The 11,826-nt window shown below is 53.0% G+C and carries 10 protein-coding genes and 5 tRNA genes; 2 read left to right on the top strand and 13 right to left on the bottom strand.

Going from position 1 to position 11,826, the window contains the following annotated elements; translation table 11 throughout:
- Positions 1-29: 29 nt before the first annotated feature.
- The 10 genes from Q31b_RS13285 to Q31b_RS13240 all read right to left on the bottom strand — a co-directional run bounded on the left by Q31b_RS13285 (position 30) and on the right by Q31b_RS13240 (position 4,971).
- Positions 30-263, bottom strand: a complete 234-nt coding sequence (locus tag Q31b_RS13285; protein WP_261343859.1) for an alpha-L-arabinofuranosidase C-terminal domain-containing protein — start codon at positions 261-263, stop codon at positions 30-32.
- 329 nt (positions 264-592) lie between these two features.
- Positions 593-1,018, bottom strand: a complete 426-nt coding sequence (rplK, locus tag Q31b_RS13280; protein WP_146600178.1) for a 50S ribosomal protein L11 — start codon at positions 1,016-1,018, stop codon at positions 593-595.
- A gap of 95 nt (positions 1,019-1,113) precedes the next feature.
- Complete coding sequence (gene nusG / locus Q31b_RS13275; RefSeq protein WP_231617545.1) at positions 1,114-1,866, bottom strand: transcription termination/antitermination protein NusG; 753 nt, start codon at positions 1,864-1,866, stop codon at positions 1,114-1,116.
- A 162-nt stretch (positions 1,867-2,028) separates the two neighbouring features.
- On the bottom strand, positions 2,029-2,472 hold the full coding sequence (gene secE, locus Q31b_RS13270) for a preprotein translocase subunit SecE (RefSeq protein ID WP_146600177.1): 444 nt from the start codon (positions 2,470-2,472) through the stop codon (positions 2,029-2,031).
- A 110-nt stretch (positions 2,473-2,582) separates the two neighbouring features.
- Positions 2,583-2,655, bottom strand: a tRNA-Trp gene (locus Q31b_RS13265).
- A 102-nt stretch (positions 2,656-2,757) separates the two neighbouring features.
- Entirely contained in the window at positions 2,758-3,954 is a 1,197-nt protein-coding gene (gene tuf, locus Q31b_RS13260) for an elongation factor Tu (RefSeq protein WP_146600176.1), read from the bottom strand.
- 432 nt (positions 3,955-4,386) lie between these two features.
- A tRNA-Thr gene (locus Q31b_RS13255) sits at positions 4,387-4,458 on the bottom strand.
- Between the two features lie 88 nt (positions 4,459-4,546).
- Positions 4,547-4,617, bottom strand: a tRNA-Gly gene (locus Q31b_RS13250).
- Between the two features lie 77 nt (positions 4,618-4,694).
- A tRNA-Tyr gene (locus Q31b_RS13245) sits at positions 4,695-4,777 on the bottom strand.
- 121 nt (positions 4,778-4,898) lie between these two features.
- Positions 4,899-4,971, bottom strand: a tRNA-Thr gene (locus Q31b_RS13240).
- A 282-nt stretch (positions 4,972-5,253) separates the two neighbouring features.
- Here Q31b_RS13240 and Q31b_RS13235 point away from each other — a divergent pair.
- The gene (locus Q31b_RS13235; protein WP_146600175.1) at positions 5,254-5,619 is read left to right on the top strand and encodes a hypothetical protein; all 366 of its coding nucleotides are present in this window, start codon (positions 5,254-5,256) and stop codon (positions 5,617-5,619) included.
- A 408-nt stretch (positions 5,620-6,027) separates the two neighbouring features.
- Here Q31b_RS13235 and Q31b_RS13230 read toward each other — a convergent pair whose 3' ends face one another.
- The 3 genes from Q31b_RS13230 to Q31b_RS13220 form a co-directional block, all read right to left on the bottom strand.
- A complete protein-coding gene (locus tag Q31b_RS13230) occupies positions 6,028-7,398 on the bottom strand; it encodes a hypothetical protein (RefSeq protein ID WP_146600174.1) in 1,371 nt (456 codons plus the stop codon).
- Positions 7,399-7,500: 102 nt separating this feature from the next.
- Complete coding sequence (locus tag Q31b_RS13225; protein ID WP_197171477.1) at positions 7,501-9,204, bottom strand: pilus assembly protein N-terminal domain-containing protein; 1,704 nt, start codon at positions 9,202-9,204, stop codon at positions 7,501-7,503.
- 502 nt (positions 9,205-9,706) lie between these two features.
- Entirely contained in the window at positions 9,707-10,540 is an 834-nt protein-coding gene (locus tag Q31b_RS13220) for a TrmH family RNA methyltransferase (RefSeq protein WP_146600172.1), read from the bottom strand.
- Between the two features lie 94 nt (positions 10,541-10,634).
- Here Q31b_RS13220 and Q31b_RS13215 point away from each other — a divergent pair, with 94 nt between their 5' ends.
- Positions 10,635-11,783: an N-acetyltransferase gene (locus Q31b_RS13215; protein WP_146600171.1), complete on the top strand. Its 1,149-nt coding sequence runs from the start codon at positions 10,635-10,637 to the stop codon at positions 11,781-11,783.
- Positions 11,784-11,826 lie beyond the last annotated feature (43 nt).

Here is an 11,826-nt window from a genome sequence, read left to right as displayed (position 1 = left end):
AATGGAAACAATTTGTGCGAGCCTACGTTCTACTTCTGCGCCAACTCAAGAACCACGACCGATTTCGCTGGCAGCTTTAACTTCAGCATCCCTTCTTCAACCGTCGCTCCATCGAAATCGGCTGGCTCGACCGCTTCGGGCTGGTCAAACGTGTTGTGGGAATCGACGGCGTCGGCGGTCAAGATACGGCCCGATACCGTGCCCAGATCGGCACCACTCATAGCACACTCAATACGAAAGTCCTTGTCGGCATCGGTATTGATGATTGATCGATCGATCTCACCGTTTGCAATCTCATCGTTTGCAACAGAGAAACTTCTAAAAACGGGGAGCTGATTTCAGGAACAACCGAGATGGCTGCCTTTCCCTCAGGCGCAGCAGCGGGCGGAGGTGGTCAAGTTGTTCGGCTAAACGCAAACACGGCACAAACCCTAAACAGGGCTAAACCCCTCGTGCATTGTCACCCCTAAGAATTAGGGGAAGAATCTTTCGTGGCTGTGGCTTCTAGCCGCAGATTACTGGGGCAAGATGCCCCAGCTGCTCTTCTGCCAAGCCCAAATCAAGCGCTGACAAAACGCAAACCTTCGAAGCCTTAACCTTCGACGATGATGCCCATGCTTCGCGCGGTTCCCTCGATCATGCGGGTCGCATGGTCGAGACTTCGGGCGTTCAGGTCTTCCATCTTCTTTTGAGCGATTTCTTCGCACTGTGAACGCGAGACGGTAGCGACTTTGTCACGGTTGGGGACACCGCTGCCTTTTGCGATTCCGGCGGCTTGCTTAAGCAGCGACGCAGCGGGTGGACTTTTGGTCACGAATTCGAAACTACGGTCGTTGTAGATCGTAACGATGACCGGGATGGGAGTACCGTTGTACTCTTTCGTACGATCGTTGAAGCCTTGGACGAATTGTCCGAGGTTCACACCGTATTTACCGAGCGATGTTCCGACCGGTGGTGCCGGGGTTGCTTGACCGCCAGGAACTTGGAACTTCGCGACTCCAGTGACTGTTTTTGCCATGATATTTTTATTGAGCTTCTAAATGTTTTTAAGGATATGTAGGGCTTGCTAATTTCAACGTTCGCCTACGGCTAGCCGCTAAACGATTGGTCGACTTATAAAGGCTCGACTTGCCAGTGATCCAATTCCATTGGGACGCTACGACCGAAGATATTGATGATCACCGTGATTCGACCGTTAGCTTCGTCGACCGCATCGACATCGCCTTCCTGATTTTCGAAGTTTCCTTCTTTGACCCGTACTCGGTCGCCGACTTTGAACGGAATCGCGGTTTTGATCGGAGTGTCGTCTTCATCGTCAAGTTCGGGGCGATTCACGAACCGTTCGATATCTGACGGTTCCATCGGCATCGGCTTACCGGCTGAGCCAGTAAAGTCGCTAATTCCGCCAGTTTCGCGAACGAGAAACCAGGTATCGTCATTGATGATCATGTTGACCATAATGTAGCCGGGCAACAATTTACGCTTGGTAACGCGTCGTTTTCCGTCGCGTGTAAAGGTTGCAACGTCTTCGGTCGGAACGACAATCTCGCCAAAAAACTCAGCCATCCCTTCCATCTTCACACGTTTTCTCAGAGCATCAGCGATGGAATCTTCGCGGTTGAAAGCCACCTTCAAAATGTACCAATCCATGACACCTTCGAATTGATCTTCGCTATCAACCTTCGGCTTAGCAATCTTGGGTGCTGGCGCCGGAGGCGGAGGTGTTGGCGTCGACGATTCATCATCCGCGTCGAGCGATTCCGCATCGAGCGGCGTATCGGCTAGCGAATCAGAAACGACTGCAGACTCATCATGCAACGTTTCTTCTTGATCATTTTCGTTTGGACTCGAATCAGCTTCGTTCACAATTTTGCCGCAGGATAGTAAGCCGGAAGGGGCGGGTATTTTTAATTCGATCAGGATGCCGTTAGGCTTTATCCGAAAAGGGGGGTCAGACCCTTTGGAGGACACATTTTCAATTGTTTTCGGCTTGTCAGGAGAGGGCCAGCCCCCCTTTTCGGACAAAGCCTAGCCAGTGACGCCAATAAAATCAAATATAAATTGCCAAATGACGTCAAAGGAAAACAGCGAGACAGCCAGGAAAAAGATCGTGAACATCACCACGATCGAGGCCCGGATCAATTCATCTTTACTCGGCCACGTCACCTTATTCATCTCGGCTTCGACCGCGATTAGAAAGTCAGCGAACTGGGGCCAATTCACAAGCCGATAACCGACCCAAGCTCCAATTGCTAACATACCCAATGAGGTCGCAGCGGGAACGTAGGAACTGATTTCGGCGTAACTGCGCAGCGTCGCATAGAGGCTCCAGCAGCCCAAAGCAACAATAATCCAGATACCCAAGCAGGTAATCTGGCGAACAATTCGTCCTTGATTTGGTTTGTAAACCGAGGCGTGGAACAATTCGCTGGTCAATGGGGCACTGTTGGTCCCCGCAATGTCTCGTGACACCGTTCGCTCCTAAAAGTAATCCTTGGCGTTACCGTGACCACAAATCCGTCGCAGTCAAAAAATCGCACCTATAATAATAAATATCGATAAGACGTGCTATCGACTCGAAGCAGGGGCGGAGGGACTTGAACTCTCAACCGCTGGTTTTGGAAACCAGTGCTCTGCCAATTGAGCTACACCCCTAAATCACTCATGCCACCGATGTTAGCACGAGCATTGTAAATTGCCAACGGCCAACAAAGGTTTTAACCTTTGTTGGCCATCGGATAAATCTTCAAACACGATCTAGCTAAGGATCTTGGTGACAACACCACTACCGACGGTACGTCCACCTTCGCGAATCGCGAAACGAACACCATCATCCATTGCGATTGGCTTGTGCAATTCGACTTCCACTTTGACATTATCGCCAGGCATGCACATTTCAGCTTCGATCAAGTTCGCCGTACCGGTCACGTCGGTCGTACGGAAGTAGAACTGAGGGCGATAACCGCTGAAGAACGGGGTATGACGGCCACCTTCTTCTTTGCTCAAGCAGTAGACCTCGGCTTCGAACTTTGTGTGCGGAGTGATCGAACCTGGCTTTGCCAAGCATTGACCACGCTGGATATCTTCACGCTTGACACCACGCAGCAAGCAACCGACGTTGTCTCCCGCTCGGCCTTCGCCCATTTCCTTGCGGAACATTTCGACGCCGGTACAAGTTGTCTTCACGGGAGTTTCGGCAAGACCAACGATCGACACTTCTTCGCCGACCTTGACCACACCACGCTCGATACGACCGGTTGCAACCGTTCCACGACCTTCGATCGAGAAAACGTCTTCGATCGCCATCAAGAACGGCTTGTCGTCTTCACGCACAGGCTCAGGAATCGCTGAATCGAGTGCGTCCATCAATTCGCTGATGCATTTGCTCGCTTCAGGATCGGATGGGTTATTGTAAGCTGGCAATGCCGAACCACGAACGACAGGCACATCGTCGCCTGGGAAACCGTACTTGCTGAGCAAGTCACGAGCTTCGAGCTCAACGAGTTCTAGCAGTTCTTCGTCATCGACCAAGTCACACTTATTCAAGAAGATCACGATGTAAGGAACACCGACCTGGCGAGCAAGAAGAACGTGCTCTTTGGTTTGCGGCATTGGGCCGTCCGCAGCGGAAACCACCAAAATCGCACCGTCCATCTGGGCAGCACCGGTGATCATGTTCTTTACAAAGTCAGCGTGACCGGGGCAGTCAATATGGGCATAGTGACGGTTCTCGGTTTCATACTCGACGTGAGCAACCGCAATCGTAACCGTCTTCGTTGAGTCACGAACGGTACCGCCCTTGGCGATATCCGCATAACCCTTTGCTTTTGCTAGACCCTTGGCAGCTTGCACCGCGAGGATCGCACCAGTTGTGGTCGTTTTGCCGTGGTCAATGTGGCCGATAGTGCCGACGTTGACGTGGGGTTTTGTCCGTTGGAAAGTTTCCTTAGCCATTTTTCTAATTCACCTACACTCGACCAACGCGTAAACTGGTTCCGGGGGGCAACCCTTCCTCAGCCCAAGAGATACAACGACCGCGTTCACACCCACGGTTGCTCGCCAATCTCTCAGCCGCATGGCCACTCGTTCAACAAAGAAATCGAAACGAAATGGAAAATCTTCGGTGCTCCACCGCAGAGCACGTGTCATTACTGCAAAAATATTTACGCAGCTTCGCCATAGTTGTTGCGAAAAGAGCCGTCGAACGCAATTGCCGAAAGCAAAAAAAAGGAACTTCCTAGCTACTTTTTTACTGCGGGGGCTCATTCGGTGCTTCAAACGCGCCCTAATGGCACGAAATCTAGCACTGGATCGTCAACCAGCAATCGATTCCTCTAGGATTCACATCCGTCAGAAATCATCTTTTCGGCAATCGTCTCACGCGAAAGCTGCTGATGGGATTTGAACCCATGACCTCATCCTTACCAAGGAGGCGCTCTACCACTGAGCTACAGCAGCAGAACAGAAGTCAGGCGTCAGAGGCCAGGCATCAGGGAAACGTCGATCTCCTGATACTTGGCTTCTGACGCCTGACGCCTGTCCCAAAAGCGGGTGAAGGGAATCGAACCCTCGTATTCAGCTTGGAAGGCTGCTGCTCTACCATTGAGCTACACCCGCGACGCGAAAGTTTGAAGCGAGAAGTGCAAAGCTTCAAGCCTCACACCGCTAACCTCTTCCTTCACACCTCTTAAAAGTGGGGGCTACAGGATTCGAACCTGTGTACGCATAAGCGAACGGATTTACAGTCCGTCTCCTTTAACCACTCGGACAAACCCCCGAGACGCTACGATTTAGCCTTTTGTTTAACGCCTGATCGACTCGGACGTCAACCCTGCTACTTTTTTGTTCGGTATCCGAACCAGAGTGACTGATTTTTTACCGATTATTCATCCAACCAAAGCCAGCGGAGGGATTCGAACCCACGACCGGCTGATTACAAATCAGCTGCTCTGCCAACTGAGCTACGCTGGCACTTTGGAAGGGCAGAGTTTAGCAATCGGTGCAATTGAAACAAGACGAAAAAGGGGATTCAACACCGCTGAATCACATTTTTTACCATTTTTCTTGCTCAAATCTCCTTTGCTGGCAAATAGAAAACGCCTACTTGCATTGAAAATTCCCGCCGATTGGGGGAAACAGCTCCAATTCCGCATGAATTTCTTTGGCCGATGGATCGAATCCGACGTAAAATTGAGATGGCTTCCGATGTTCGGACGCCCTTTTCAATGAACCCATTTGCGAAGGTAAACCACAATGATGCTCTCGACCCATTTCGGAAATTTGGAAGCTTCACCATCCGTCAGAAGTGATGTAGAGGATTTACTGCTAGCTGCTGTCGATCGATTTCGTTCACGCGTGCGAACCGTGAAGGTTAGCGTCAGGGATGTGAATGGTCCGCGAGGTGGAATTGATAAGAAGTGTCGCTGTGTAGTGCATCTAAAGAAAATGGCACCGATTGTGATCGAAGATGCTGACCAGAATTATCGCAACCTGTTCAATCGAGTTGCCGAGCGTGTCTCCTACACGCTCAGCCAAAAAGTGGATCGCGTGCAAAAGAAAAGCCGCTCGAAGAAGTCGAAAGGGAAATCGAGTGAACTGGCAAACCGTTCGCCAGCCTAGCGTTTGACCACAACGAAGAAGGAGGGCAAGAATCTTTCGTGGTGGTGGCTTCCAGCCGCAGCTTACGAGGACAAGATGCCCAGCCTGTTGCCAAGCCTAAATTCAAGCGGTGACAAAGCACTCGCGTTTTTTTTGCGGCAAGCCTACCGCCTGATGCTGCCGGCTTGCCGCTCGATTCGGCTTGATCGCGTGGGCCCGGCTTGATCGCGTGGGCCCGGCTTGATCGCGTGGGGCCGGCTTGATCGGGCGGGGCCGGCTTGAGCCGTGCCCACGGATGAGCTTACACGTGGCCCGCTGGGCATGCGGCTAAACACAAAACGCGTACCCTGCGGGGCACTCGGCCAAACGACGAAAAAAGGACAAGCTTTGACAGCTTGTCCTTTTCGCTTGCTCGATTCGCTGCGGACTCTAGTACTTAATCTGAGCACCGAAGTTGAAGCCGAAGACAAAGAAGTCGTCGTCGTTATCAATGCTCTGGAATGAACCACGTGAGATAACTTGCCGAGCTTGGTCTTCAGCGTTGGCAACTCCGGTCACATACCAACCTTCCACGCCTGCTCGCATCGAAAGCATTTGACCGAGATCGTATCGGTATCCGGCACCGAGTTCAAAGACTCCGGCGATATCGCTATCATCCGAATCGGAGAAGGGCTGGAACGTTGGCGTCGCCCCACCAGCAACCCCCTTGAACCCGCCGACATTCGATTCGGCAAAGTTCAAGTACCCGCCTGCTCGGCCTCGGAAGTCCATATAGCCGTGGCAGGAAACGGGGAACAACATGTCCAAGCCAATTTGCAAGCCGTACATCGAGTTATCGGTTTCGCTATTAAAGCTACCAGCCGCCCCAGGTTGGCTGAAGGAGTAGCGGTAGGATTCATCGTAGTTGATGTAGCGGCCACCGAACAGAACTTTCGCAACTTCCCAACCCACAAGCGTCTTATTCGCTTCGAGGCTCCAGAACTCAGCACTGTATTCGACTCGCTCTTCGTCGACCGCGGTAAAGTCATCGAAGAAGGGCCCAAGCAAGGAATCGGTGGACATCGCCCCACCCGTCCCGGCAAAATTCAATGCAGGGTTCAAAGGGCCGCTCATTCCCAGATCCCAATCAAAAGGACCGACGTAGGTAATTTCCATCCCGTGAACACAGTCAGGGACCGAGCCGAAGGTTAGCCGAGTGCCCCATTCGAAGTCGAAGTCGTCACTTCGGAAACTTTGCCCGATCAAGGGACGTGCGTCGCCTTGGTGTTGCATATAAAGAGCCTCGACCATGACAAACATGTAGGGATCGCAGGGAGTCCCACATCCGGCGAAGCCGCCGCCGCCATATGAATCGCCAAACCCGCCGTAGGAGCTACCGCACATGCCGGTGCTGCAAGCACCGCCATAGCCGCCATCGAAGCCACTGCTTCCGCAAGAACCGCCACAGTTTGTCCCACATGATAGACAACTGGCTTGCATAACCGAGCCGAGCGGATCGCTTTGCGGAATGCTGCCGACTGTCGCCACACGGCTAGCACTTGCCGCCGTCGGAACGCCATCAGCGGTCATCACCTTGTATTCGCGGTCGCCGTGAACGATTGACTTCGAGCCATTCGCTTTAGCGGTCTGATACGATGCGGTCTGGACCGGTGCACCGAATGCGTTTTGGTTTCCGCTTTCGCCCCAAGCAGGGCTGGACCAAAAACCACTTGTGAGTAGGGCACCGGCCATCAACCCACACGTCGCAAACGTGCGAGCGGTTTTGCGACCGAAGCGTTGTTGAATTGAACAGATCTTCATGATCGAACCTCGTAGACTCGAAGTGCCATCGATTGGCACCGCTGGGTGTGACCGGTTGGCAGTAGTTTAGACAAACAAAAAAACAGTAAACTTGACGAAACGTTAACGCACGCCCAGTTCATCGCGAACGGGAACTAGACAGGCTTTGCGTACCATGCGAACAATTTGCTTGGCCGATGATTCGCTATCACAATTCCCTGAGATGACCAATTCGCTGTCGACCATGCGGACGTCGACACGGGCATTCGGAAACGTTTTGGCGATCGTTCGATTGAGCACAACGACTTTGTCTCCGACGGAGTCATTTGTCGCTGCCGCGGTGTCTCGAACGTGGATATCAAATTGTCGAACTTTGGTTGGCACGTTCGTGTCCGTATCGGCCCAGACCACCAACCGCGTCACTCCGCTCCCCGCTCCGATCAATTTGACCTGGCTAGAACCTGAAGTGAACGCTCGGCAGATGCTTGGGTTCTGAACACTCACTCGGCGCAGTTCCCCATCGACGGTCAAGGAACGAACTTGAGCCAGATTGATGTAGAGCGGTATTGGCTCGCTCGATCCAGCGACAGGCATGTTTTGTTTCCCCGTGTCCAAGATGACACGTGGATTCGATGGAACTGGGGACGCGTCCAAGCGAGGTGCGACGACCGCCGTGACCACAGGCCGAATGATCGAAGCGGTTGGATCAAGTGGTCCACGCTCGGCACCGACGGGTGGCGCCTTGACGTCGACCGGCGGACGGTAGCGTTTTTTGCGAAGACTCGCTACACGCGAATCCTCGCTGACAACATTGGTTTCATCAATGTGCGGAACCACATCGATTGCGATCGGTTTGATCGGTTCGCTCATTTCGGTTCGCCCACCCAAATCGATTCGCTCGCTCGTTTCAAGCGGTTGCAAACCCATTGGGGCAGAATCGGCAATCGGCTCTCGACGGACCTCGTCCTCTTCTTCCAACATCAGCTTGAGCATTGCCATTTCTTCTTCGCTATATTCACCGCCGTGATCGATCACGACAGGATCTGGCATCGGAACCGCATCCATCGATTCCTCTGCGACAACCATTTGCTCCACTTCGTTGATCGTTGGCAAGACATCTTCGTCGTCGCTCATCGAGAACAGGATTGGCTGCGAATCGGTGTCCGGTTCGTGTTCGACGCGTTGTGCTGTTTCAACCGGATTGGGCTGTACCTGCGCCGACGTGTAAGCTTGAACTTTCACTGGTGGGCGAAAACTCAATTCGGACGGGTCGGTCGGCGACGAGGCCTCGGTTTCCGTCAATTCCACATCGACCAATTCGTGGTTTACGTGATGCTGCGACGCCAACATTGGATTGGTTCGCACAGGAGCCGACGGTGGCGTTTCGATCGTCATCGCCGGGCGACCATTGCTCGGCAACGCGGGGCTGCCGATCGGATACAGACCAATGGCAGCTCCAATTGGTTTGAGCCGTACCGCCGACCTGTCTTCGCCCGCAGTAAAATCGCCCGAGGCCAGCTTGATCAGCGGATCGGCTTGGACGTTTAAGTCACCGCAGTACGGATTCATTTGAACAGCGGTGCCTGAAACCTGGGCGATGGGAGGCGAATCGATGGCCTCGATCGGCAGTGGCGGCAACATCCGTACTTTGAGTGCCGTGGCCGGTTTGGTTGCGTGCATTTCATCTGCGTCGTGGCGAGCGCCGATTGGCTCGGAAGCCGAAGCCGATGCCCCGACCGCGACGAGCCACAAACTCAACATCGCTCGTCGGTAACTTCGGCTCTTTGTCCGTCGTCGTTTGTCCATTGTGTAATTAGCGCCACGCATGCCGCTTCCTTGCGTACGAACGATCAAATCGATGGGCCCCCCTCGGCACATCGCACTCGGCCGCCCAATGCAAAACCCTGCATCCGGCGTCCAGTTGCTTTATGTATCGGATAAGCTTTGCTTCGACATTAACGATTCTGACGTTTCATCCGCATCTATCGGTAAACGGAGTCCCGCCGGTCGCAGCGATCGTCCCGATTTTCATTGCTTGGTTGTCGCCTTTCGCTCATTGGCCGCATGGGCGTTGGCGTACTTGTCGGTACGGAAGAACAAGAACAACGCATCCGAATTGGCCATTCGTCGATACATTGGAGCCCCCCCAGAGCTCGCCCGAATGGCGTGTACTGAAGGAATTCTGAAACGTGAAACCTCCTTCCGTCGAGCTTGTCTCGGCGGAGGAAACAAGTGGCGCTACAAACCGCACGCCCGAAAGAAATCCGTACGAGACTCACGGTTCGAGGGACGAGTCACACGGCTGCGACCATGGTTCTGCGGACCGTGGCTATTTAGCACGGCTGATCGAAAGGCGTTGCCTTTGGGCTTCGTAGAGGATCACAGCTGCGGAAACCGAAACGTTGAGGCTGTCGACCGCACCTAGCATTGGTATTCGAACGGCGGAAGTTGCCTTCTTGTCGACAATCGAAAAGTGCTTGCCGAGCCCGTCCGCTTCACTGCCGAGCACAATTGCCAGAGGACCGGTTAGGTCCGTGCTCCATAGTTCCGTCGACGATTCCACTCGCGCGGCGACGACTTGTATTCCTCGTTCGGAGCAGAACGCAATCGTATCCGCTTCCGAGGCCGAAACATTTGGGATACTAAAAACGGTGCCCAAACTGCTTCGAATGGCGTTTGGGTTGTAAACGTCCGATCCGCCACCGCAGAGAATCACCGCATCGACGCCCGCCGCATCGGCAGACCGAAATACGGCACCAATATTGCCCGGTTTTTCCAGACAGTCGAGGACGAGAACAAGCGGAGTGTTGGACAGTTGCAAATCACCGAGCGTTTTCCTGGGCTCGAGGAATTCGCCGACGACTCCACGCGAATTGTCACCGTAGGAAATTTTTTCCATGACCGCATGGCAAACTCGAGTCAATTTTTGTTCGGCGGCAGCCCGCTCTATCAGCGTTGCATCCGATTTCGGATCTTCGACCGATTCGGGTACGACCAACCGCACCAATTCCAGCCCAGCCTCGATCGCTTGCCCCGTTTCACGCCATCCATCCACTAGCAGACGCTTCTCTTTGCGTCGTGTACGATTGCTTCTCAGCCGGACTAAATGACGAACGGTCGGGTTGGCGTGACTTCGAATGACGATGTCAGGACAGGGGTTCATGTAGATTCGTGCGGTTGGAGATGCCGAAAAATGACGGATGCCGCATCAACTCAGACAAAAGAAATAGATCGAAACGGATACGCAAGAGAATAACATGACGACGAACCAAGTAAATGTTGACGGGGCACTAAATTGCTTCAAAGTGGAGTCGCGCCGCGATCAAAAAGAGTTTCTGTACTTAGAACGGGATGTCAACAAGGGGAATGCGAATTGGATACCACCTTTGTGGTCGGAACGCCGCAAAATCGTCGGGTTCAAACCGCACCCGTTTTACGAGGATGCTGACCGACAAGCGTTTATCGCACGCCGAGATGGCCGTGCCGTCGGACGAATTTTGGCGGTCGTCAACCATGCTCACAATCGTCGCTACGAAGAAAGCTGCGGATTTGTTGGTTTTTTCGAGTGTTTTGACGACGCGGAAGCTAGCGCAGCACTGTTCCAAGCCGCATTTGATTGGTTGCGGGCACAGAACATGACGACCGTTCGTGGGCCTGTCCACCCAAGTTTGAATTATGAGGTGGGTTTGTTGGTCGACGGTTTTGATTCGCCACCAACCTTCATGATCCCCTACAATCCGGCCTACTACGAAAGGCTATTTCTCGCTTCAGGCTTCGAAAAATCGCAAGATCTGTACACCTACGAGGCTCACATCGATATTCTGAGCACTCTCGATCCGAAGATTCAGTTTATCATCGATGAATCGGCCAAGCGGTTCAATGTGAAATGCCGAATGCTTGACCGTAAACGATTCAAAGAGGATGTTCGCTCGTTTCTCGACATCTACAATCGCTCACTCGAAAATACTTGGGGCTATGTGCCGATGAGCGAAGCGGAGATTCGCGAACAAAGTGCGGGGCTCAAACACTTGATCATCCCCGAATTGACGAGTATCGCAGAGATCGACGGCGAACCGGTCGGCGCCGGTTTTGGGCTGCTCGATTACAACGACATTATCGGCAGGATCCATGGCCGATTGCTGCCCTTTGGTTGGTTAAAATTGCTGACACAGCGACGAAAAATCAAGCGTTTGCGGTTGATTAGCACCAACGTGTTGCCAAAGTACCAAAAGTGGGGTATTGGATTGGTGACGCTTTCGAGAGTCCTACCCGATGCGATCGATTTTGGCATCGAAATTGGCGAGTTTTCCTGGATTTTAGAGAGCAACCAACTGTCCAAAGGCTCCGTCGAGCGAGGGGGTGCGACACGAACAAAAACGCATCGATTGTACGATCGCCCACTGTAAGACCCTGGTAAGCAACTGCCAGGCGAATCATACTCTACGCTAA

Source organism: Novipirellula aureliae, assembly GCF_007860185.1.
Lineage (GTDB): Bacteria > Planctomycetota > Planctomycetia > Pirellulales > Pirellulaceae > Novipirellula_A > Novipirellula_A aureliae.
Note: the sequence above shows the minus strand (reverse complement) of the source record. Positions and strands in the feature narration are given on the sequence as shown.

Bases quoted from the DNA above. Each gene is read 5' to 3' on its own strand.
- rplK (WP_146600178.1), bottom strand. From the start codon at position 1,018: ATGGCAAAAACAGTCACTGGAGTCGCGAAGTTCCAAGTTCCTGGCGGT.
- tuf (WP_146600176.1), bottom strand. From the start codon at position 3,954: ATGGCTAAGGAAACTTTCCAACGGACAAAACCCCACGTCAACGTCGGC.
- Q31b_RS13235 (WP_146600175.1), top strand. From the start codon at position 5,254: ATGATGCTCTCGACCCATTTCGGAAATTTGGAAGCTTCACCATCCGTC.
- Q31b_RS13230 (WP_146600174.1), bottom strand. From the start codon at position 7,398: ATGAAGATCTGTTCAATTCAACAACGCTTCGGTCGCAAAACCGCTCGC.
- Q31b_RS13225 (WP_197171477.1), bottom strand. From the start codon at position 9,204: ATGCGTGGCGCTAATTACACAATGGACAAACGACGACGGACAAAGAGC.
- Q31b_RS13220 (WP_146600172.1), bottom strand. From the start codon at position 10,540: ATGAACCCCTGTCCTGACATCGTCATTCGAAGTCACGCCAACCCGACC.
- Q31b_RS13215 (WP_146600171.1), top strand. From the start codon at position 10,635: ATGACGACGAACCAAGTAAATGTTGACGGGGCACTAAATTGCTTCAAA.